The 21,477-nt window shown below is 63.6% G+C and carries 24 protein-coding genes and 1 pseudogene; 13 read left to right on the forward strand and 12 right to left on the reverse strand.

What is annotated here, in order from left to right:
* Positions 1-79: 79 nt before the first annotated feature.
* Entirely contained in the window at positions 80-1,096 is a 1,017-nt protein-coding gene (locus CK498_RS16375; protein WP_176475815.1) for a GlxA family transcriptional regulator, read from the forward strand.
* 35 nt (positions 1,097-1,131) lie between these two features.
* Here CK498_RS16375 and CK498_RS16380 read toward each other — a convergent pair whose 3' ends face one another.
* From CK498_RS16380 to CK498_RS16390, 3 genes are read right to left on the reverse strand one after another with little or no spacing between them, the layout of a single operon-like run.
* Positions 1,132-1,536: a hypothetical protein gene (locus CK498_RS16380; RefSeq protein ID WP_095621930.1), complete on the reverse strand. Its 405-nt coding sequence runs from the start codon at positions 1,534-1,536 to the stop codon at positions 1,132-1,134.
* A complete protein-coding gene (locus tag CK498_RS16385) occupies positions 1,520-1,717 on the reverse strand; it encodes a helix-turn-helix transcriptional regulator (protein ID WP_095621931.1) in 198 nt (65 codons plus the stop codon). The genes CK498_RS16380 and CK498_RS16385 overlap by 17 nt, the downstream gene beginning before the upstream one ends.
* 55 nt (positions 1,718-1,772) lie before the next feature.
* On the reverse strand, positions 1,773-2,228 hold the full coding sequence (locus CK498_RS16390; protein ID WP_095621932.1) for a carboxymuconolactone decarboxylase family protein: 456 nt from the start codon (positions 2,226-2,228) through the stop codon (positions 1,773-1,775).
* Between the two features lie 15 nt (positions 2,229-2,243).
* On the opposite strand from CK498_RS16390, the gene CK498_RS16395 reads away from it, so the two are divergent.
* Positions 2,244-3,119 (forward strand): AraC family transcriptional regulator, encoded by an 876-nt coding sequence (locus tag CK498_RS16395; RefSeq protein ID WP_324615548.1) that lies wholly within the window; start codon positions 2,244-2,246, stop codon positions 3,117-3,119.
* A gap of 29 nt (positions 3,120-3,148) precedes the next feature.
* Here the strand turns inward: CK498_RS16395 and CK498_RS16400 are convergent, their stop codons facing one another.
* Positions 3,149-4,024 carry an EamA family transporter gene (locus CK498_RS16400; protein WP_095621934.1) on the reverse strand — a complete coding sequence of 292 codons (876 nt, stop codon included), beginning with the start codon at positions 4,022-4,024 and terminating at the stop codon, positions 3,149-3,151.
* Positions 4,025-4,125: 101 nt separating this feature from the next.
* Between CK498_RS16400 and CK498_RS16405 the strand changes: the two genes are divergently transcribed.
* On the forward strand, positions 4,126-4,614 hold the full coding sequence (locus tag CK498_RS16405) for an Lrp/AsnC family transcriptional regulator (protein ID WP_095621935.1): 489 nt from the start codon (positions 4,126-4,128) through the stop codon (positions 4,612-4,614).
* On the opposite strand, the gene CK498_RS16410 is transcribed toward CK498_RS16405, so the two are convergent.
* Positions 4,611-5,342, reverse strand: coding sequence for a DUF899 domain-containing protein (locus tag CK498_RS16410; protein WP_095621936.1), 732 nt, complete (start codon positions 5,340-5,342; stop codon positions 4,611-4,613). The genes CK498_RS16405 and CK498_RS16410 overlap by 4 nt on opposite strands.
* 148 nt (positions 5,343-5,490) lie before the next feature.
* On the opposite strand from CK498_RS16410, the gene CK498_RS16415 reads away from it, so the two are divergent.
* The gene (locus tag CK498_RS16415; RefSeq protein ID WP_095621937.1) at positions 5,491-6,414 is read left to right on the forward strand and encodes a bifunctional helix-turn-helix transcriptional regulator/GNAT family N-acetyltransferase; all 924 of its coding nucleotides are present in this window, start codon (positions 5,491-5,493) and stop codon (positions 6,412-6,414) included.
* An 11-nt stretch (positions 6,415-6,425) separates the two neighbouring features.
* Here the strand turns inward: CK498_RS16415 and CK498_RS16420 are convergent, their stop codons facing one another.
* Positions 6,426-9,473: an efflux RND transporter permease subunit gene (locus CK498_RS16420; RefSeq protein WP_095621938.1), complete on the reverse strand. Its 3,048-nt coding sequence runs from the start codon at positions 9,471-9,473 to the stop codon at positions 6,426-6,428.
* 9 nt (positions 9,474-9,482) lie between these two features.
* A complete protein-coding gene (locus CK498_RS16425) occupies positions 9,483-10,565 on the reverse strand; it encodes an efflux RND transporter periplasmic adaptor subunit (RefSeq protein WP_176475816.1) in 1,083 nt (360 codons plus the stop codon).
* Between the two features lie 98 nt (positions 10,566-10,663).
* Between CK498_RS16425 and CK498_RS16430 the strand changes: the two genes are divergently transcribed.
* The 4 genes from CK498_RS16430 to arsH are packed head-to-tail and all read left to right on the forward strand — an operon-like array spanning position 10,664 to position 13,772.
* Positions 10,664-11,365 (forward strand): TetR/AcrR family transcriptional regulator C-terminal domain-containing protein, encoded by a 702-nt coding sequence (locus CK498_RS16430; RefSeq protein ID WP_095621940.1) that lies wholly within the window; start codon positions 10,664-10,666, stop codon positions 11,363-11,365.
* 31 nt (positions 11,366-11,396) lie between these two features.
* Positions 11,397-11,816, forward strand: coding sequence for a PadR family transcriptional regulator (locus CK498_RS16435; protein WP_095621941.1), 420 nt, complete (start codon positions 11,397-11,399; stop codon positions 11,814-11,816).
* Positions 11,817-11,865: 49 nt separating this feature from the next.
* Positions 11,866-13,029: an MFS transporter gene (locus CK498_RS16440; protein ID WP_095621942.1), complete on the forward strand. Its 1,164-nt coding sequence runs from the start codon at positions 11,866-11,868 to the stop codon at positions 13,027-13,029.
* Positions 13,026-13,772, forward strand: coding sequence for an arsenical resistance protein ArsH (arsH, locus tag CK498_RS16445; protein WP_095621943.1), 747 nt, complete (start codon positions 13,026-13,028; stop codon positions 13,770-13,772). The genes CK498_RS16440 and arsH overlap by 4 nt, the downstream gene beginning before the upstream one ends.
* A gap of 4 nt (positions 13,773-13,776) precedes the next feature.
* Here arsH and CK498_RS16450 read toward each other — a convergent pair whose 3' ends face one another.
* Both CK498_RS16450 and CK498_RS16455 read right to left on the reverse strand, forming a co-directional pair.
* Positions 13,777-14,223, reverse strand: a complete 447-nt coding sequence (locus CK498_RS16450) for a GNAT family N-acetyltransferase (protein ID WP_095621944.1) — start codon at positions 14,221-14,223, stop codon at positions 13,777-13,779.
* 121 nt (positions 14,224-14,344) lie between these two features.
* Positions 14,345-15,064 (reverse strand): FMN-dependent NADH-azoreductase, encoded by a 720-nt coding sequence (locus CK498_RS16455; RefSeq protein ID WP_095621945.1) that lies wholly within the window; start codon positions 15,062-15,064, stop codon positions 14,345-14,347.
* Positions 15,065-15,202: 138 nt separating this feature from the next.
* Between CK498_RS16455 and gcvA the strand changes: the two genes are divergently transcribed.
* The gene (gcvA, locus tag CK498_RS16460) at positions 15,203-16,123 is read left to right on the forward strand and encodes a transcriptional regulator GcvA (protein ID WP_095621946.1); all 921 of its coding nucleotides are present in this window, start codon (positions 15,203-15,205) and stop codon (positions 16,121-16,123) included.
* Here the strand turns inward: gcvA and CK498_RS16465 are convergent.
* The 3 genes from CK498_RS16465 to CK498_RS26195 form a co-directional block, all read right to left on the reverse strand.
* The gene (locus CK498_RS16465) at positions 16,118-16,762 is read right to left on the reverse strand and encodes a sigma factor-like helix-turn-helix DNA-binding protein (RefSeq protein WP_095621947.1); all 645 of its coding nucleotides are present in this window, start codon (positions 16,760-16,762) and stop codon (positions 16,118-16,120) included. The genes gcvA and CK498_RS16465 overlap by 6 nt on opposite strands.
* Positions 16,762-17,094: a putative quinol monooxygenase gene (locus tag CK498_RS16470; protein WP_095621948.1), complete on the reverse strand. Its 333-nt coding sequence runs from the start codon at positions 17,092-17,094 to the stop codon at positions 16,762-16,764. The genes CK498_RS16465 and CK498_RS16470 overlap by 1 nt, the downstream gene beginning before the upstream one ends.
* Before the next feature lie 131 nt (positions 17,095-17,225).
* The gene (locus CK498_RS26195; protein WP_095621949.1) at positions 17,226-17,732 is read right to left on the reverse strand and encodes a hypothetical protein; all 507 of its coding nucleotides are present in this window, start codon (positions 17,730-17,732) and stop codon (positions 17,226-17,228) included.
* 101 nt (positions 17,733-17,833) lie between these two features.
* On the opposite strand from CK498_RS26195, the gene CK498_RS16480 reads away from it, so the two are divergent.
* The 4 genes and pseudogenes from CK498_RS16480 to CK498_RS16495 all read left to right on the forward strand — a co-directional run bounded on the left by CK498_RS16480 (position 17,834) and on the right by CK498_RS16495 (position 21,413).
* Positions 17,834-18,739 carry a LysR family transcriptional regulator gene (locus CK498_RS16480; protein ID WP_095621950.1) on the forward strand — a complete coding sequence of 302 codons (906 nt, stop codon included), beginning with the start codon at positions 17,834-17,836 and terminating at the stop codon, positions 18,737-18,739.
* A 102-nt stretch (positions 18,740-18,841) separates the two neighbouring features.
* Positions 18,842-19,060, forward strand: a pseudogene (locus CK498_RS16485) (IS30 family transposase); the annotation flags it as partial.
* A gap of 135 nt (positions 19,061-19,195) precedes the next feature.
* A complete protein-coding gene (locus tag CK498_RS16490; protein WP_095621951.1) occupies positions 19,196-20,962 on the forward strand; it encodes a hypothetical protein in 1,767 nt (588 codons plus the stop codon).
* Position 20,963: 1 nt separating this feature from the next.
* Positions 20,964-21,413 carry a toxin-antitoxin system YwqK family antitoxin gene (locus tag CK498_RS16495; RefSeq protein ID WP_095621952.1) on the forward strand — a complete coding sequence of 150 codons (450 nt, stop codon included), beginning with the start codon at positions 20,964-20,966 and terminating at the stop codon, positions 21,411-21,413.
* Positions 21,414-21,477: the final 64 nt, after the last annotated feature.

Genomic DNA, 21,477 nt, shown 5'->3' on the forward strand with positions numbered 1-21,477 from the left:
TGTCATTGACGCGTCCATTCTGGCGCTCCCGGCTGGGCTACACTGAAGTCCCTACGGACAAAAACCGGCGGTTTCCGCCATGTCGATGCAGAAACCCACCATCGCCTTGCTGGCGATTCCCGAAGTGGCGGCTTCTACCCTCTATGGGATCTACGATGTCTTCGCCGCCGCAGGGCGCGACTGGCCCGCCCTGATCGAGGGTAAGACCGGTGAGCCATTGTTCGTGCCGCAGGTGGCCGCTCGTGCTGGCCCCCACGAGATGGTTATCGCCAACGGTGTGCGCATCGTTCCCGATGCCGGGCTGGATTGGGTGCCCGATGTGGTGTGCATTCCCGAGATCATGCTGCCGCCTGACGCGGTGCTCGAGGGGCGCTATAGCGAGGAGGTCGAATGGCTCAAGCGCTGCCATGCCGCTGGCGCCATCCTGGCGACTGCCTGTTCCGGCGCCCTGTTGCTGGCCGAGTCAGGGCTGCTGCGGGGCGAGGATGCCACCACGCACTGGGCCTACTGCGATGTGCTGGGTCGCTATCCGGACGTACGGGTGCATCCGCATCGAGCCCTGGTGATCGGCGGCACCGGGAGTCGCCTGGTCATGGCGGGGGGCGGCACCTCCTGGAGCGACCTGGCGCTGTATCTCGTCGCGCGCCTAGCCGGCGTCGACGAGGCGATGCATCTCGCCAAGCTGTTCCTGATCGATTGGCATGCGGCCGGCCAGCTTCCCTTCGCCATGCTTGCGCGCACCCGGCAGGCCGAGGATGCCGTCATCGCGCGCTGCCAGACGTGGATCGCCGAACACTACGACGAGCCGTCGCCCGTGGCCGCCTTGATCGAGGTATCGGGGCTCAGCGAACGCAGCTTTCACCGTCGTTTCAGGAAGGCCACCGGCCTGACGCCCATGGAGTACGTGCATACCCTGCGCCTGGAAGAGGCCAAGCAGATGCTTGAGACCGAGAAGGCGCCGGTGGATGCCATCGCCGAGGCGGTGGGCTACGAAGACGCTGCGTTTTTTGGCCGGTTGTTCCGGCGTAAGGTTGGCCTGACCCCGGCTCAGTACCGGCGCCGCTTCGGTGGGCTGCGCAAGGCCCTGGCGGGGTGAGGGCTCTTAGGACCGAAGGAGTGACACGCTGCCGCTCATAGGCGTCGCCTGACGATCATGGTGGCGAGCAGGTGAGTGGCGCCGCCGACGGCAGCGATCAGGGTGAAGGCGCCGGGTGCACCGCGCGCGATCTCCCAGAAGAAGCCGAGCAGTGCCACGCCGAGCACGGCGCAGTAGGCGGCACGCAGGGCGTGGAGCTGGATCAGGGCGTGGCGCTCATCCAGCGGTGGGTCCTGGCTAAGTACCTGGACCGACTCGAAGCGCTGGCCGAAGCGCATCAGCGCGGCATAGCCCAGCATGATGGCGAACATGGCCAGGCCGACCCCGGGCGCATCCGCGGCCAACCAGGCGGTCAGGAACATCGCAACCCCAAGACCCGCGCCGACCAGCGGCACGAGCAGGGGGTTGTCATGGGCTGGCGTGTCATGGTGGTGTGTCATCGAATACCTCCTCGACGGGCTTGCCGAAGAATCGCGCCAGGCGCAAGGCGAGTGGCAGCGAGGGCACGTAGCGGCCAACCTCGATGGAGTTGATGGTGTTGCGCGAGACACCCATGGCCTCGGCAAGGTCAGCCTGGGTCAGCTGCCGCGCCTTGCGCAGCGCGCGAATGTGATTGTGCATATGCCAAGCTTGTTTGTCATTATGGTTTTTGTCAAGCAAGCTTGGCATTTGGCGATCAGGACTGGTAACTGCCGGCCTCGGCGGCAAAGCTGATTGCCAGACGGTTCCAGGCATTGATGGTGCAGACCGCCAGGGTCAGATCGGTCAGGCTCTTCGCGGAGAAGTGCTCGCGGGTGGCCTCGTACAAGACCTCGTCGATGCCGTTGCCGGCAATCAGGGTATTGGCCTCGGCCCAGGCCAGAGCGGCGCGCTCGCGCTCGGTGTAAAAGGGTGTTTCGCGCCAGGCGCTAAGGGCGTATAGCCGCTGCTCGGTTTCACCGGCCTTGCGCGCGTCCTTGGTGTGCATGTCGATGCAGTAGGCACAGCCGTTGAGCTGTGAAACGCGGGTATAGACCAGCTCCAGCAGGCCGTCGCCCAGTTCGCCGCTTTCCGCGGCCTTCTGGACATGGCCTTGCAGGTTGAGCATCGTCTTGAGGCCTTCGGGGCTGGCCGAGAAGTAGTTCATGCGCATTGGGAGGTCTCCTGAGTGAAAGAAGGGTTCCACTCTAGCCAGACAGATAGCGGTGGCATTGTAGGTTTTCGACCTGCTGGTCGCTCTGCTGCAGGCCTGACGCTTCGTCGGTTCAACCCTTGCGCGGCACTGCGTCCCTACGTGCAGTGTTTCTGGCAGGCCAGGGCGCAAGCCAGTAGCGAAGCGGCGAGGGTGGAACTGCTACATCCGGATGGTGCCGCCGGCCTGCTGTTCAACTTCGGTGGCATGCTCGAGCGCGATGGTGAGCGAGTGGGTGGCGCCTGTTGGGTCGATGGCCCCAAGCGGCGCACAGCGCGGCTGGCGGTGGGGGAAACGCTCGACTTGCTCGGTGTACGCTTCCTGCCGGGCATGGCATTTCCCTTCGTTAGTGAGGCACTGTCGGCCCTGGCCGGCGGGGAGCTGACGCCGGGAGATGCCTTGCGCCGGCTTGAGCTCGAAACGCTACATGAGCGTCTGTGGCAGGCTCCCAGCCTGGCCGGGCGCTTGGCGCTGCTAGAGGAGTATCTGTTGGGCAGGCTGCGTGACGCGGAGCCGGTGCCGCCGGGGCTGGTGTCCTCGCTTGGCTGGTTGCAGCGACACCAAGGCCAGGTCAGCATCGCTGCGCTGGTGGAGGAATTGCCGTTTGGCCAGCGCCGTCTGGAGCGGCTGTTTCAGCGCCACGTGGGGTTTTCGCCCAAGCGCTATGCACGGCTGCTGCGTGTCGCCCATAGCCGCGAGCTGATCAAGCTGGGCGGGAGTGCCACTTCCTTGACCGATACTGCCTTTACCGCCGGCTACTTCGACCAGTCGCACTTCATCCACGACTTCAAGGCCGTCACTGGCCTGACGCCAGGCGGCTATCGCGACCATGTGCGGCGGCGTTATGGCTAGCCGCGGCTGGTCCGAACCGACGGCAATAATTACGGGGCTCTAGCGGGTGTGTGTAGTGCAACACCAGCCATGACCAGCGCAATGCCGAGCATATCCTGGCGTGTCGGGATTTGGGCGAGCATGATCGCGGCGATGAGAGTAGCGGTCGCCGGAAGGATGGCCAGGTAGAGGGCAAAGGTAGCCCGCGGCAGGCGGGACATGGCGAGCTGGTCGGAGACGTAGGGAATGACGGAGGAGCATATGCCGACGGCGATGCCCGCCAGCACCAACTCGATCGCACCGAAGGCCCTGACAGCCTCGGCAATGCCGATGGGAACGAGGATGACGAAAGCGATCGCCATGGCGGCGCCGAGTCGCTCGACGCCACCACTGGCACCGTCTCTGGCCGCCTTGTGCCCGAGTATCAGGTAGCCGACGAAGAGTGCCCCGTTCAGACTGGCCCAGAAAAGCCCCAATGGGTCGGTCGTCCATTTTAGGTCGATCAACACGAAGACGCCGATCACCGCCAGGCCGAGTGCCAGCAGGTTGCGGCGTGTGCGTAGGCCGTAGAGAGCAACGGCGATGGTGCCGACGAATTCCATGGCCGCCACCAGGCTCATCGGTAGGCGTTCGAGGGCGAGATAGAACGAGGTGTTCATAATCGCCAGGCAAGCGCCGAGCCCCAACAGCAGCAGCCGCGTCCGGGGATCGGCCTGTCGAATCGTTCGCCATGGCCGGGTAAGAGGCGCGAAGAAGATGGCCGCCGTTGCGATCCGGAACCAGGCCACGCCGAGCACGCCGACAGCTGGAAAGAGCAGCACGGCGAAGGAGGGGCCGAGATAGTGGAAGATGGCGCTCACCCCGAACCAGACGTGAGGCGGGACGGCCTCGGCGGCCCGGTTGAGGGTAGTATTCGGCAACGGCATGGTAGCTCCTTTCTTCTTATTATGTGAAAGATAGGAGCGGGAATGGCATGCATGAAGTAAGGGATAGTTGAGGTAATTCTCACGAAGAGAAGGGGAATTTCATGAAACGTCTTCGATACGAAAATGGAGTGCCGGACGCGACGGATCGGCGATTGTTGCAGGCGCTCGTCGCCGATGCGCGTATCAGCATCGCGGAGCTGGCGCGTCTCGTCGGCCTGTCGCCACCCAGCGTGTCGGAGCGGATCAAGCGCCTGGAGGAAGCGGGGGTCATCGAGGGCTATACCGTCAGGGTCAATGCTCGGGCGCTTGGCTTGTCGCTCACCGCGTGGCTGCGCATCCGGCCGATACCGGGCCAACTGCAAAGGGTCGCCGAGCTACTGAAAGGGCTGCCGGAAATCACCGAGTGCGACCGTATCACGGGCGATGATTGCTTCATCGCCCGAGCGCACCTGGCATCGGTCGAGCATCTGGAGCGATTGATCGACGAAATCATTCCCTACGCGATGACCAATACCGCAATCGTCCAGTCCTCCCCGGTCGAGCATCGCTTACCGCCGTGGAGCGGCTCCGAGGCGGGCGGCACTCGCTAAGTTGCTGATTCGTACTCGTCGTGGCGTTTCACCCAATCCATCAGGTTGCGGTGAGGCCCGGTTTCGTTACGGCCGTGGGGCGTCAAGTCGAGCAGCATGTAGGTGGTGTCGACGAGTTCGTCGCCGCGCCCGTAGGTCGAGTAGGTATGGAAAATTTCGCCATCGGTGTTTCGGTAGAACACGCTGAGGCCGGACAGGTCCTCGATCGAGACGTTGGCCGTGGCGTAGTTGTAGGTGGCCGTTCCCTGGGCGATCGCTTCGGGGGTAAATGAAACTTGGTAGTCGTAGTTGAAGTTGCTGCCGTGGGAGGAGACCCACGTCACCTGCCAGCCCATGCGCCGCCGGTAGGCCTCGATCTCGTCGAGCGGGGCGCGGGAGACCCGAACCAGGCTCACGTCATGATGCTCGAGGTGTATCCGTGTGCCTTCGATGTGGTCGGCCGTGAAGGAGCAACCGATGCAGCCCGCCCCCCAGCTGGGGCCGAACATGAAGTGATGGACAATGAGCTGGCTGCGACCCTCGAACAACGCGGCGAGCGTCTTGCGGCCTTCTGGCGTATCGAAGACATATTCCTTATCGACCCTCACCCACGGCAAAGCGCGGCGCTTGGTGCTCAGATCGTCGCGCAGGCGGGTGAGTTCTTTTTCCCTTGTCAGTAGCTCTTTGCGGGCGGCGAGCCATTCATCGCGGGAGACGACGGGGTGGGATATTGCATCGTGCGCTGACATGAGGAGTTCTCCTGTTGCTGTCTTTGCACGAGGTAGTCGTCCTGGTGGGGTCGGATTCGACAGGAGGACAAGTGCTGCGCACGGACCATTGACATATTTGCCTAAAGCAGCTAATTGTTTGCTTTAGGCAAGTTTAAAGGCTTTTTCCATGAGAACAGATCAGCTTCTTGAAGAGCGCGCCGGGGTCGTACGAAGCTTCAACCGTTTCTACACGCGGCAGATTGGGGTGTTGCACGAGCACCTTCTGGAGAGTCAATTCTCGCTGACGGAGGTTCGCATCCTGTATGAGCTGGCGCATAAGCCGATGCTCACCAGCGCCGATATCTGCCGAGAGCTTGGTCTCAATGCCGGCTATGTGAGCCGGGTGCTCAAGGGCTTCGAAAAGCAGGGGCTCATTACCAAGACTCCCTCGGCGTCGGATAGGCGAGCGGCGCAACTGCAGCTGACGGAGCAGGGCTGGGCGACTTACAGGCCACTGAACGAGGCGTCACAGCGCGAAGTCGTTGCCATGTTGCAGCAACTGTCGGAGCCCGAGCAGCAAGGGCTGGTCGAGGCGATGGGCCAAATCAAGGGCCTGCTCGGCGACGGGGGGGCGAGCTACTTGCTGCGCGATCCACAAGCAGGCGATATGGGGTGGATCGTCCATCGCCAGGCGGTGCTGTATGCGCAGGAGTACGGTTGGAACACAGAGTACGAAGCGCTGATTGCGGAGATCGTCGCCAAGTACCTGCGCAACTTCGACCCACGCTGGGAGCGGTGCTGGATCGCCGAGAAGAATGGCAGCGTCGTTGGGTCCGTGTTCATCGTTCGGGAAGACGACACGACCGCAAAGCTGCGGCTGCTTTACGTCGATCCCTGCGCCCGTGGCCTTGGGGTAGGCAGTCGGCTCGTGGAGGAGTGCCTCAGGTTCGCCCGCCAGGTCGGCTACCGGAAGATAATTCTGTGGACCAACAGCGTACTGACCGATGCGCGCCGGCTCTATGAAAAAGCAGGATTCGAACTGGTGGAGGAAGAGCCCCATCACAGCTTCGGCAAGGACCTGGTAGGCCAGGTTTGGCGTCGTGAGCTGTAGTGTCCACACTCTCATCGCGAAGCATGCCCTGGCGATGGCTGAATGCCGAACAGCAGGGCGTAGAGCACCGGTATCGCGACCAGGGTGAGCAGCGTGGCGAAGGCGAGCCCGCCCATGATCGTCGCTGCCATGCTGGCGAAGAAAGCGTCGCCGAGCAGGGGCAGCATGCCGAGGATGGTGGTGCCGGCAGCCAGTACCACCGGCCGCAGGCGGCTGACGCTGGCTTCCACCACGGCCGGGCCGCCGGGCTTGCCCTCGCGGATCTGGGCGTCGATCTCGTCGAGCAGCACGATACCGTTCTTCATCAGCATGCCGGAGAGGCTGAGCAGCCCGAGCAGCGCCGTGAAGGTGAACGGCATGCCGCTGGCCAGCAGCCCGATCACCACGCCGCAGATCGACATGGGTACCACCAGCCACAGGATCAGCGGCTGGCGCCACTTGCCGAACAGCAGCACGCTGATCACCAGCATGGCGAGAAAACCCAACGGCAGCTGGGCGCGCAGCGAGGCCCGCGAGCGGCCGGAGGCCTCGTATTCGCCGCCCCACTCCAGGCGATAACCGAGGGGCAGGGGAATCGCTTCGATGGGCGCGCGAATGCGTGAAAGGCCATCGCTGGCGGTAACGCCACTCACCGTAATGGCCTGAACTGTCAGGGTGCGCATGCGGTCGCGGCGGCGGATGACACTCTCCTCACTGGTGGTGTCGAAACGCTCGATGATCTGCCGCAGCGGGATAGGTACGTTGCCATTGGCGCTTTCCAACTGCCTCTCATGCAGGCGCGTCACGTCCAGGCGCTCGTGCTCGGGTGGGCGCAGCACGATGGGAAGCAGGCGATCGTTTTCGCGATAGAGGGCTGCCTGAATACCGGTGGTGGCGAACTGTAGTGCGCGCATGGCCGTGTCGCGCTGAACTCCCGCCATGCGAGCGCGCTCCTCGTCGAATACCGGCTCGAGCACCAGTTCGCGCTGGCGCCAGTCGTCGACGATGTCCGTCAGCAAGGCGTCGCGCTCCATGATTGCCTTGGCCTGGTCGCCCAGGTAGCGCAGCATGACCGGATCGGGTCCCGAGAAGCGTGCTTCGATACTGACGACGTTGGGTCCGAACATGAGGCGCTCGATCCTTGTCTGCGAATCGGGGTGATGTGCGTCGAGCCGCTGACGCAGCCGCGCTGCCAGCGGTTCTATCTGGTCGCGCTCGGCCGTGCGGATCATGAACAGACCGTAGCTGGAACTGGGCCGTTCCGGTGTATAGGTAAGCACGAAGCGACTGGCGCCGCGCCCCACGAACTGCGTTACCGACAGCACTTCCGGCTGCGCGCGCAGAAAATCATCGAGACCCTGCATGTGACGGTCCGTCGCGCGAATGTCGGTGCCTTGGGGCAGCTGGTAGTGCAGGAAGAAGATGGGCGTATTCGAGGCGGGGAAGAAGGCCTGCTTGACGAAACCGAAGGCGAAGATGCAGCCGGCGGTGAACAGGAGGAGGCTCAGCAGCGTAAGCAGGCGCCAGCGCAGCACGCCCTCTAGCAGCCGGCGATAGCCTCGATAGAGCCTGCCCGTGTAGGGCGTCTTGGCTTCGTGCACCGTTCTCAGCAGATAGTGCCCCAGCAGGGGCGTGACGGTGATGGCCAGTACCCAGCTCAGCAGCAGCGAAACGGCGATCACCGCGAACAGGGAGAAGAGCAGGTCGCCGGTGGTGTCGGGCGAGAGGCCGATGCCGGCAAACGCCATGATGCCGATGACCGTGGCGCCGAGCAGCGGTATCTGGGTGCGTTTGGCGGCGGTGCTGGCGGCGTCGCGGGCATTGGCTCCGCGCTGCATGCCGATCAGCATGCCTTCGGTCACCACGATGGCGTTGTCGACCAGCATGCCCATGGCGATGATCAGCGCGCCCAGCGAGATGCGCTCCATCTCGAGGCCGAGCACGCGCATGAACAGCAGCGTACCTAGCACCGTCAGCAGCAGAGTGGCACCCACTACCAGGCCGGCCCGCCAGCCCATGAACAGGCACAGCACGCCGATGACGATCGCCACGGCCAGCGCCAGGTTGACGAGAAAGCTGCCGATGGCATCGTCGACCACCCGGTGCTGCTCGTAGATCGGATGGAGCTCGACGCCCAGCGGTATTCGTTCCTGTAGCTCGTACAGCCGGGCGTCCACCGCCTGGCCAACCTCGACGATGTTGACGTCGGCCACCCCGGCCACGGCAAGCGTGAAGGCGGGCTCTCCATTGAAGCGGATCAGGTGGTCGGGCAGCTCGGTTGTGCTGCGCCGGATCGTGGCGATATCGCCCAGGCGGATCTGCTCGGTGGTGCCGGGGCGACCGATGCGCAGCTCCTCCAGGTGAGCGGGGCTCGCCAACTGTTGGGAGAAGGCGATGCGCAGGCGGCGCTCATCCAGGGTGATGGCACCGCTCTCGGCGATGGCGCTGGCAGCGCGCAGGGTTTCGATCACCTGCTCCAGCGGTACGCCGAGGCTGGCCAGACGCTCGCTGTCGAGATCCACGTACAAGGTCTCGCTGCGCTCGCCGGCGGTGGTGACCTTGGCCACGCCGTTCACCGTCAGCAGCTCCCGACGCAGGAACCTCGACAGATCGCGAATTTCCGCATCGCTCAGTTCCGGCGCCGTGATTGCGTAGTAGATACCGTAGACATCGCCGAAATCGTCGTTGACCAGGGAAGGGCCGGCGCCCGGGGGCAGGCTGGCCTGGGCATCGCCGATCTTGCGGCGCAGCTCGTCCCAGAGTTGCGGCATGTTGCGGCTGGGATAGGCGCGCTTGATTTCGACCTCGACCTCGGAGATGCCAGGGCGTGAGCGCGAGCGAACGTAGTCGACGGCCGGCAGCTGCTGGATGGCCGATTCCAGCCTCTCGGTGACCTCCTGTTCGACCTGCTCGGCATTCGCCCCGGGGTAGGGTGTGGTGATGATGGCGGTCTTGAGGGTGAACGAGGGATCTTCCAGCCGGCCCAGGGTCAGCATTGCCCACAGGCCCCCCAACAGGCAGGCCAGAATGATCAGCCAGGTCTGGACGGGGCGGTCGATGGCGGTGCGGGCGATGTCCATGAACGTGTCCTAGTCGAGGCGCGCTTGGCGCCTGACCCGCATGCCGTCGCGCAGCAGGTGGGTGCCGGAAGTGACGATCGGCTCGCCTGCCGCCAGGCCGTCGAGCACTGTCACGCGGTCGGGCAGTGCAGCGCCGAGGGTGACGGAGCGTGGCGTTACCGTTTGCGACTCGGGATCGAACTGCCAGACGCGCATCTCGCCATCGTTGCCGGGGTCCAGCGCCGCAAGCGGCACCGTGACGCCGGATGGCTCGGAGTCGAGCCGAGTGACGACGAGATTCGCGGTCATGCCGGGCAACAGCTCGAGCGAGTCTGGACGAGGCAGAGCTACGCTGACCGGATAGCTTTGCCCTACCGGGTCGGCCTGGGGGCGGTGCTCCCGATAGCGGACCGGGAAGCGCCGTTCGGGAGCGGCCTCGAAGATGGCCTCCATTCGGTACGCCTCGGGGTGCTCGAGGAGGGCGCTGAGCCGCTCGGGCACATGAAAGCGCAGGCGAAGCTCGCTCATGTCCTGCACGCGCAATATCGGCGTGTTCGCGGCCACGGTGGCGAAAGGTTCGGCCAGCCTGCGGGTCACCAGAGCGTCGAAGGGGGCTTCGAGGCGGGCGTAGGCGAGCTGCCGGCGAGCCTGCTCGAGCGCCACGGTCTGGGTATGAAATTCGGCCTCTGCCTGCTCGAAGCTCGCCGTCGAGGCGGCGTTCTGGGTATGCAGCCGGCGCAGGCGCTCGTACTCCCGCCGGGCCTGCCCATGCCGCGTTTCCACCTGGCGCAGCGCCAGTTCGAAGTCGGTGGTATCAAGCATTGCCAAGGTTTCGCCGTGTGGTACGAGGGCGCCTTCGCGTGGGCCCTGCTCAAGGAGTTGGCCGTCGACCCGGAAAGCCAGATCGACAGTGCTGGCGGCTTCCACGCGAGCAACGAAGCGGTGGCTCGGCGCAGGGAGCGACATGGCGTTTTCCACCCGCACTGGGCGTATCACGCTCTCGTTGTCGGTGCTGGTGCCCCCCTCGGTGCAGGCGGTAAGCACCAGCGCGACCGACAGGAAGAGCAGAATACGTGGCCATCTGGGCGGTGTGAGTAGGAGTTGAAACGCCATCGGGAGCATTTTGTTAACGCCGTTAATATGCCTGGCTTGAATGTATTGTTAACGATGTTAATATGTCAAGCGACAAATGACACGAAGCGAGAATTCGCGTGACGGAAAACGACAGTGCGCCGAAGCGTCGGCGGCGGAAGAAGGAGAAGCTGAGCGTACGGCAGATCGCCGAGGCGGCGCTGTTCCTGGTGAACCGGGATGGCCTGGATGGGCTGACGATGCGAGCCTTGGCCGATGCCATGGACGTGCAGGCGCCGGTGATCTACCGCCACGTGGCCGACAAGCGGCAATTGCTTGATGAGATGGCCGATGCCGTCGTGGCCGCCGTTCCGCTGGGCGGGCTCGATGACGAGGATGCCTATGTCAATCTGGCCGAGTTCGTCCGGCGCCTACGGCGTACCTTGCTGAGGTATCGTGACGGGGCGCGTATCGTGGGTGGCAGCTATTCCGCCAAGCACAGCACCCTGCGCGGCGCCGAAACACTCATGGAGCTGCTGGTGAAAGCCGGGCTCGACCGCGACCGGGCGCTCTGGGCGATGACCACGCTGCTCTCTTTCATTCTCGGCGAAACGCTGGAGCAGCAGGGGCTGCCCGACGAACCCGGCGAGGCCACGGCGACCATTACCGCTTCCCTCGGCGAGGTGCTGGCAAGTCCTGACTTTCGCCATCTCGATACGGAGCTGATGGCGCGACGCTTCTTCGATTTCGACGGTCGCTTCGAATTCGGGCTCGCCATGATGCTGGCAGGAGTGCGTGAGCAGGCTGCCGGCATGGGGCGAGAGGAAATCGATCTGTCTTGACACCTCGATCGTCGAGGTATAGGTTTCAGTTATGATCCAAGTGAAATCCGAACCGGCCACCGGCCGCAAAATTCCCGACTACAGCGAGCCTTCGTACTGGCACGGCACGATCAAGATGTCGCTGTCGAAGTTCTTCGTGCTCAGCGTGCTGCACCGCAAGCCGATGCATGGCTACGAGGTGGTGCAGGCGGTGGAGAAGAGTACCAAGGGCTGCTGCAGCCCGTCGGAGGGCACGGTCTACCCGATGCTCAACGAGTTCGAGGCGGGCGGCTACCTGAGCTCCACCGCCGAGGTGGTGCAGGGGCGCTCGCGTAAGGTCTACGCGCTGACGGAAAAGGGCCGGGAGGCCTTTCAGGTGGCGGTGGATGCCTGGCTGGAAGCCACCGATTGCATCGTCGAGAGCCGCCGCATGGCGGGCGGGTCGATGAAGCGGGAGGAGCATGAAGGATGAGCGCAGGGCGTTTTTTCAGGCCTCGATACCTCGTTGATCGAGGTATGGGATGAGCAACCGCACTCGTGTGGTCGTCGCTCTGGGTGTCTCCCAGACCCTGGCCTGGGGCTCGACATATTACCTGCCGGCGATCCTCGCCGTGCCCATGGCACGGGATCTCGGCCTGACGACCGGCACGGTATTCGCGGCGTTCTCCTCGGCGCTGGTGGTCTCGGCGGTGCTGGGCCCGGCGGTGGGGCGGCGCATCGATCGCTTCGGCGGGCGCGACGTACTGACGGTTTCCAGCTTGGTGTTCGCCCTTGGCCTGGTGCTGCTGGGGCTGGCTAGCGGGCCCACGATGCTGTGGGTGGGGTGGCTGGTGATCGGCGTCGGTATGGGAATGGGGCTTTATGAGTCGGCCTTCTCGACCCTGGCCGGGCTCTACGGCCGCGAGGCGCGCGGCCCGATTACTGGAATTACCCTATTGGCGGGCTTCGCTAGCACCGTGTGCTGGCCGATCACCGGCTGGCTCAACGCCGAATTCGGCTGGCAGAACGCCTGCTTCACCTGGGCGGCGGTGCACCTGCTGCTGGGCCTGCCGCTCAACCGCCTGTTGATTCCCTTCGGCATTCAGCCGCCCGCAACGCGCGCCGAGGCGACAGCGGCAGAGGGAGAGGCGACCTGGCTGCCCATGGCGCTGCTGGCTTTCGTTTTCGCCGTGACCTGGTTCGTCAGCACCGGCATGGCGGCGCACCTGCCGTGGCTGCTGCAGATCGCAGGCCTGTCGCCAGCCGCCGCCATTGCCGCCGCGGCGCTGGTGGGGCCGGCGCAGGTGGCGGCGCGGCTGCTCGAGTTCTCGCTACTGCAGCGTTTCCATCCGCTGCTTTCCGCCAAGCTGGCGGTCATAGCCCACCCCATCGGAGCACTCGGCGTAATAACGCTGGGAGCGCCCTTGGCCACGCTGTTCGTGCTGCTGCACGGCGCCGGCAACGGCATTCTCACCATCGCCAAGGGCACGCTGCCGCTGGCCATTTTCGGTCCCCATGGCTATGGCCTGCGTCAGGGCGTACTGATGGTGCCGGCACGTTTCGGCCAGGCGCTGGCGCCGCTCACCTTTGCTCTGCTGATCGAGCGCTTCGGCACACAGGCGCTGCTGTTCTCCTCGGCCCTGGGGCTCGCCGCCCTGGTGGCGCTGCTCGTTCTGCAAACCCACGCCATGAAGGAGGCGACATGAGGCTTCGCACACTGTCCGACCCCGACCATCTCCCGGCACTCGATGAGCGTTTCGCTCTCCAGCGGCCCGGCCAGGGCCTACCCGATCCGCTCGGCCATCCGCCACGCATCCTGCTGCTCTACGGTTCGCTGCGCGAGCGCTCCTTCTCGCGCCTGGCAGTGGAGGAGGCGGCGCGGCTGCTGCGCCACTTCGGCGCCGAAACACGCATCTTCGACCCTTCCGACCTGCCGCTGCCGGACCAGGTGGCCGGCGACGATCACCCTGCCGTGCGCGAACTTCGCGAGCTGGCCATCTGGTCGGAGGGGCAGGTGTGGTGCAGCCCCGAGCGCCACGGCCAGATCACCGGCGTGATGAAGACACAGATCGACCACTTGCCGCTGAGCATGGGGGCGGTGCGGCCCACTCAGGGGCGTACGCTGGCGGTGATGCAGGTCAGCGGCGGCTCGCAGTCGTTCAATGCGGTGAATACCCTGCGCCTGCTGGGGCGCTGGATGCGCATGTTCACCATCCCCAACCAGTCCAGCGTGCCCAAGGCGTACCAGGAGTTCGACGAGGCCGGCCGCATGCGGCCCTCGCCGCTCTACGACCGTATCGCCGATGTGATGGAGGAGCTGGTGCGCTTCACCCTGCTGCTTCGGCCTCACGCCGAGACGCTGGTGGATCGCTACTCGGAGCGCCGCGAAGCGGCCGGTGCCAAGGCCGACCCGGTGACGGATAGGGCAGCGGTCGGCCAGGCTTCTTGATAGCTCAAAACTCGAGAGCCAACCGCAGCCTGTCCTGGTGCTGGATGCCATTCTCGTAGATCGGTTCGTCGTAGTGGGTCAGGAAGTAGTCTCGCTCCACGGCGACGACCCGAAATCCCGCACGCTGGTAGAAGGTGAGCTGATAACTGAAGGTGCCGGTGCCAAGTTCGAGGCGCCGTGCACCCGCTTCGCGAGCCGTTGCAATGGCGTGATCCAGTAGCCGTACGCCGATGCCCTTGCGCTGATGTGCCGGGGCGACGGCAATGTTCATCAGCTCATAAACATCGTCGCCAAGGGGTTGGATGACGTAAGCGCCGACGGTTTCCTCGCCTACTGTCGCGACACAGCAGATCGAGCGTTCGAGGTAGTGCTTGATGGCGTCTAGCGAGGGATCGGCCTCCAGCAGAAGATCGAGAGGTGCCCCGGCGCTGGGTACGGATTTAATCAGCATATCGACGTTCCTGCGATTTATCGGATAGCGGCCATGTCCGTGTGACGACGCGCCGACTGACAGAGGCTACAGGGATGAAGCCGGGGCGCCAAGCGCCCCGGAGTTCGGCCATTGTCTGCCCTCAGGCCGGCTGTAGTTGGCGCTTGGCCGTAACTTCACTGTGCAATTGCTTGACCAGCCGATCGATGCGCTCCAGGGCGCTTTGGGTCGAGGCCGCCAGCGCCTCGCCGCCTTCTTCCTGGTGCTCAATGGCAATGTCATGGAAGCCGCTGATACCGATGAACTGCAGTGCGGTGCGCACGCTCGGTTCAAGGTGATTGAGGGCGGCCAGGGGGCGTCCCGGGCCGAAGTCGTAACCGCCGCGGGAGGAGAGCAGCACAGCGTGACGGGGGCGGTCGGCCAGCAGCGGTACGTAGCCCTCCAGAGGCAGGTGAGGGTGGGCGGTGTAATGCGGGTCGAAGTCGACGGTTCGGCCCACGCGGATGATATTGTCAATCCAGGCCTTGAAGGCAGCCGAGGGACCGAAGTTGTACATCGGCACGCCGAGCACCAGGATATCGGCCCGTACGACCTCGTCGACCAGCGTATCGCTCTCGGCAAGGACCGCCCGCATCGGATCGGTCTGCTGCTCGGGGGATGTGAAGGCGGCCTCGATCCACTCTACGCTGGTGAGCTGTGGTGGGTTGGCGCCGATATCCCGATAGACGATCTCGGCGTCTGGCTCCAGAGTGCGCCAGCGGGAAACGAAGTGATGGGTCAGCCGGCGGGTGTGCGAGCCGTGGTCTTGGCTGCCGGCACGGCCGGGGCGTGGGCTGGCATCGAGGTGAAGTAAGCGTGTCATGGGTGGCTCCTTTATCTGATAGCATTTCCCAGGTGAGTTTCTTTCAGCCGTCTCTTGACGGTTAATGCCATCAGGCCAGAAGCCTTATGGGTCGACAAACGACGATTCTTTTTCGATAACGGAAAATAAAATTCAGCCATGATGCCGCGACGACTCCCTTCGCTCTCCGCCCTGCGCGCCTTCGAGGCGGCGGCGCGACATCTCAGCGCCAAGCGAGCCGCCGAGGAGCTCTCGGTCACGCCGACGGCGATCAGCCATCAGATCCGCCAGCTCGAGGAGAGCCTGGGCGTGGCTCTGTTCGTGCGGCGGCCGCGGCAGCTGGTGCTGACGACTCAGGGCCAGGCGCTGCTCACCGTGCTGAGCGACTCCTTCGACGCCATCGCCGAGACGGTGACCAAGCTGCGCCGTCCGCCGACGCGGCAGGCGGTAACGCTCTCCACCACACCGGCTGTTGCCTCACGCTGGCTGTTGCCTTGGGTCTGCCTGCTGCGCGATGCCCGCCCGCAGATCGACCTGAGCATTCAGGTTTCCCACCAAGCGGTTGCCCTGGATGGTGTCGTCGCCGACATGGCGATTCGCTATGGCGAGGGCCCCTGGCCCGGGCTGGTCGCGGAGAAGCTGTTCGATAACGTCTTCGTACCCGTCTGCAGCCCCGTGCTGAAGCTGCGTGAACCGGCCGAACTGGTGCGCCATACGCTGCTGCACTTCTCTTCGCCCGCACCATTGGACTGGGCGGCCTGGCAGCGCCAGGTCCAGGTGTCGGGGCTCGACGTCAGCGCCGGGCTGATGTTCTCCGACGAGACCCATGGCATCACCGCCGCGCTAGATGGCCAGGGCATAGCCCTGATGAGCCGGCACCTGATCGAGGAGGAGCTGCGCCAAGGGCGCCTGGTACAGCCATTCGGCCCCGAGGTTCAGGCCGCTCCCTTCCAGCTCGTCTACCCGCCCGAGCGGCTCGAGGAGCCGGCCATCGCGGCCGTGCGCGAGTGGATCATCGGGTTGCTGGATCCCCAAGCCAGAGAGAGCGGCTGTCGTGCGATAGTCGAGCGCCAGTCATGACGTCAGCCGTGCCAGCTTGTCGGGATTGCGCACGATGAAGGTATCCATAGCCTGGCCTGAGCGGTCGTAGCCGAAGGTCACCGTCGCGACGACATTTCCCTCTCTGCACATCACGAAGCCGCAGCCACCGTTGATGTCGGCTTCACGCCATTCATAGTTGGCCCAGTACTGGCTCAACCGGCTGGCCAGGAAGTCGAGTACAGTCGACTTGCCGTGCAGCGGCTCGAGCAGGGTGGGCACCTTGCCGCCGCCGTCGGCACTCAGGCGAACCTCGGCCGAGAGCAGGTTGGCGAGCCGTGCCGTGGCGCCTTCGGTGATGGCGAGCCGGAAGGCCTCCAGCAGCGCCTGCTGGCATTCCCGCGGTGGGGTGTGCCGTTCCTCGGCGGTTTGGAGGTTGCTTCGTGCCCGGGATACCAGCTTGCGGCAGGCCAGCTCCTTGATCTCGAGCATGGCGGCGATCTCGGCGTAGGACGTATCGAAGATCTCATGCAGCAGGTAGGCGGCCCGCTCCTTGGGCGAGAGGCGTTCCAGCAGCAGGAAGGCGGTGGAGAGCGAGTCGGCCAGCTGGAGGATGCGATAGGCCAGCCCCAGCAGCATGGGGCTGGCCTCCTCGAAGTGAAGCAAATCGGCGGAAGGCATCAGGCTGTCTCGGAAACCGGAGCCGCCTTGTCCTTGGCCCAGGCCACGGTGGCAGCATGAATCTCGGGCGGATGAGCCAGCAGGGGCGTTACCGCGGCGACATAGGCTTCGTATGCCGGCCCCTGCATGAAGGCCTGTGCATCTGCACCGTCGGCATAGCGCTGGAAGACGCGAATGGCGTCCGGATCGCTGTCATCGTAACAGTAGAAATAGGCGTCGTGGACCTGGCGCGCCTGGATGCTGGGTGCCAGGTGGGTCTCCCACACGCGCCGTACCTCTTCGCGCTTGCAGGGCAGTGCCCTGTGGGTGATGAACAGAGTGTTCTGGCTCATGTTGTGGCTCCTGAATCGCTGAGGTAGAGAGTCGAAGGCCGAGTGGCCGTCACTGTCATGACGATTCAGGTGGGTGTAATGTGACATGCGCCTGCCCGCCTCTCGTTCGTATCAAGAGCTGAGCCAAACAGTCACTGCTCTTCTCGTTCCGGATGGAGCGGCATCAGCCGGCCACGTTCACGATAGAGCCCGATGTCGCGCAGCATACGGGCGTCGCACTCTTTCAGTGCGACATGATGGCGATGGTTGGCAGAGCGGTAGCGGCCTTGCTTGAACCACGTCGAGATATTGCGCAGATTCATGATGTTCTCTCCCAAGGTGATATGTCTCTGAAATTTGCCGATTCCCATCATGGGAATCACTCCGTTCATTGCCTTCAAAGGGCGGAATCGGGGCTGTTGGCGGGGATGCGTTCGCTGATTTCCGCCACGGTGCTGCACATAGGGCCAGCCATTCTCGCCGACGCTGGCCATGAAGAAGTGGTCCTGGGCGGCAATGAATTCGCGAACCGGCGCGCTGAGAACGTCACGTTCGACCTCGGCCGGGTCGACGGGCTTGGTGGCTTCCCGGCTGCCGTAGCGAGCCTGGGCGGCGCGAACCGAAGGGGTATAGGTGAGTGTCTTGAAGGCACGTGTCATGGCGAAGTTCCTCGAAAGGGACACGACAAGCCTGACGTATTTCGAAACCTTGAAGAATTGTCATAGAATGCAATTGGCCATTTCTTTTTTCGGAACAATGAATGGATCGCTTTCACTTGATGGCGGTATTCCTCGCCGTGGCGGAGGAGGAGAGCTTTGCCGGGGCGGCGCGCCGTTTGGGGCTCTCGCCGCCCGCCGTGACGCGTGCCATTGCCGAGCTGGAGGAGCGGCTGGGCGTGCGGCTACTGACGCGCACGACCCGGGTAGTGAGGGTGACCGAAGCGGGGGCGAGCTATCTCGACGACTGCCGCCGCATCCTTCAAGACGTCAAGGAGGCCGACGAATCGGCGGCGGGGCTTGCCGCCATGCCGCGCGGACAACTCAACGTGACCGCGCCGGTGCTGTTCGGCAGGCTCTTCGTGCTGCCGACCCTGCTCGATTACCTGGAGGAGTATCCCGAGGTCAACGCCAATGCGGTGTTTCTGGATCGGGTGGTCAACCTGGTCGACGAGGGTTTCGACGTGGCGGTGCGGATCGGCGAGCTGCCCGACTCATCGCTGCGTGCCGTGCGTGTCGGGCAGGTGAGGCGCGTGGTTTGCGGTGCTCCCGGTTACTTCGAGCGTCACGGATGGCCGCAGCATCCGGATGACCTCGGCCAGCATCGCATCGTCATGGCCAGCGATATTGCACTGCAGCCGGAGTGGACGTTTTTTCCCAAGGCTGGAGAGAAGGGAGTGTCGTACCGGGTCAAGCCGCGCCTGGTGATCAACGTCAATGACGGTGCCGCGCAGGCAGCGGCCGCCGGCTGGGGCGTGACGCGTCTGCTGTCGTATCAGATCGCACCGCAGCTCGAGCGCGGGGAACTTGTCACGGTACTCGAGGAGTTCGAGTCGCTGCCGCTACCCGTGCATATCGTGCATCGCGAGGGGCGCCGCCCGGCGGCCAAGGTGCGGACCTTCATCGATCTGCTGGCCGGGCGGCTGAGAGAAGAAGCCGTGCTGCGCTAGGCGGCGGCCTGCTCCTCCTTGTCGTAGTCGATGCCCTCTTAGCGACTCGAAGAGCCGGCTATCGTCGCCGTGCGTGATTGGATCATGGGATTGTTGGAAGCTAGCCCCTGGCAACGTGGAGACAACGAGAATATCAATGGCCTTATTCGTCAATATCTACCGAAACGGACGGGTCTCTTCGTGCACAGCCAAGAAGAACTAGGCGAGATTGCCTTCGAGCAGAGTATGCGGCCTAGAAAACACTTCGACTTTATATACCCGATAGAAGTGTTGAGCGAACTGATGGATAAGCACCTTGAAAGCCCACCAACAATCCAATGAATGTGTTGCACTCAGAATCTGCTACTGCCCCATCCAGCAGCGGCTTAGAGGCTCCAAGGTGCCGCGTTGGCTTGTGGCAACAAAGGCGACCTTGTATCCTGCCAGCGCGGCAAGTCAGCCAAGGATAGTCCCAGCATGCAGGGTGCACGCAACACCGCAAAAAAGCCTCACACAACCACTCGCACCCGTTTAGCGAACATTCGCACCCGCGTGGCGAACGCGTTCAGGCAAGCCGTAACAAGGCTGTGGGCCGAGATTCGTACACCGCGCTTCATTGGTGCCTCGGCAGTCGCACTGGTCTGGCTGATCGTCTTGTGTGGTTTCGGTCTGGCCGTCGGCAGCGGGCGCCAAAACACTTTAGCTGACCAGGACTTTGAGCCCTTTCAGCTGCCCACAGCGCAGGACACTCAGGTAATTCTGCCCACCGAGCTAGGCGGTACGCTGGAGTCTGCCGCCGGCTTTGAAGGCTACCCATACACAAGCGGGGGAGTAGGGCGCCATTGGTTCAATCTGTTCTTGCCCGCCAACCACGCGCCCGGCCTTACCATTGATACACCTGTCGGCCTGGAAAACATTCGCCTGCTTGCGCAGGATGGCAGCCTGCTGTGCGCTCCCGATGTACAGTTGAAGTTAACCACAGATCCCAGCAGCGTAGGCGTTAAGGCCGACCTGAACCTGTCGCAGCAAAGTACCCGCTACTGGATGCCTTCGGCTACAGGGTATCGGCTGGAGGTGCGGTGGGATCAGCGCTTCCAGATTTGTCCCTATGAGCAGCCGGCGTCGGTTCTGGCTGATGTCGTACAGCGACAGACGACCTCAACGGAGGCACGCCGGCTGGAGCTCAACGACGAACCGCACAAACTGCAAGCTGGCAGCAGTTCAATGACTGCTAAACCCGGCGCCCTGCCTTGGGAATGGTGGGTCGAGATCGCCAACTCGGGGCAGCAACGCTGGCAGTTTTCTGCTGCCGTGCCTCCGGCTCATCAAGGCTGGAGCACCAAGCGCTATCCATCTTCATCGTTTTGGGATACTGCTCACAATCAACCCAGACCCGACCCGATCGCTGAAAGTTATCAGTTGCGCTTCAATGCTGCAGCGCCTGCAGAACTGCCGGTAACGCTGTTGCATACGGAAGAGGTGCGTGTAGCCGATGTACGTTTTTCAACTGAACGGGATCAGCGCACCAGGTCCTCGATACCGCCGACCTGGCACCTGCCCTTGCAGCACACGGACACAGACCTGACTCTTGACTTGCCCATGCACGCCCAGGACCTCGAGTACCATGAACTCTTTCTCCCCATCGCCATGAGCTACGCCTGTGAACTCCAGGCTGTGGGGGCCGATCTGCCGCTGCAATGGCGCCCAGTAGAGCGCCTGTTTGTCTACTCCTTAGGCCGCTATGACGAAGATATGAAGGACTATCAGCAACGCCTGTCCGCCAAGCCGTACTCGGGCTATGCCAAGCTGCCTGAGGAGTATCTCGGCCGCGTGCGCTGGGAGCTGCAAAGCACGGATGGCAAGCAGCGCTTCTTTCACGACCTTGAAGTGACGAGCGAGTTGCGTTGCCCCGCAGAGGTAACCTGGCAGCCCTTGACCTACCAGCAGAGTGAATTGCCATGGTTGGTGCCGCTGGAGGCTCTGCCCGGGGCCAGCGTGGACCCCGCTCAACCCGCGCGCGAGTTCTTTGGTCGTTTTCGCTTTCTCGATGCCAATGGAGAGGCTCTGATGCCCATGGCACGAGCCGCAGACCTGGCAGACCCTGCCCTGGAGTCCTTTATATTCCCTGAGGATCAGCTCAAGTTTCATGGCGAAGTGACGCGTATAGAGCAGTTACAGGTAGATGACTCTACGGCGCGCTCGCAACACTGGACCTACCGTTTCATGTCCTTGGAGGCCTACTGACATGCGGCATATTGCATTGGTGCTGCTGCTTGTCGTCCCAACCTGGTCAATGGCGGGCATCGCTCCCTCGTTGCTGGAAGAACTGGGGCCGCCGCCACTGGATGCGTATGGCTGCGCACTGAGCGAGGAAGAAGTTCACAAGGAGCGCAATGAAGCGGGCGACCTGGTCGAATGCGGCCAGTACCTCGATGGCGTCAAAGAGGGCTATTGGGTACTCAGGGCCGACACCGACTCACGCTGGCAGGGCTGGTTTCGCAAAGGCGAAAAGCAGGGGACCTGGCTGGTCACATCGCCCTCTGAACAGCTGCTGGGCGTAGCACGTTTTGACAATAACGGCCAGCGCCATGGTGTCTCTTATGAGCTGGAGCCCGATGGAAGCATGATCCGGCATCACGTGCATGCACATGGCAGTACATTGCACAGTTGTGGCATGTGGGTAGGACAATGTTAGCGCTGTTGGCTGCACCCGATTCGGTACTCTGGGTATCGCTTGTCCTGTTGGCTGCGGGCTATGT

Origin of the sequence: Halomonas salipaludis, assembly GCF_002286975.1 — a bacterium.
Taxonomy (GTDB): domain Bacteria; phylum Pseudomonadota; class Gammaproteobacteria; order Pseudomonadales; family Halomonadaceae; genus Franzmannia; species Franzmannia salipaludis.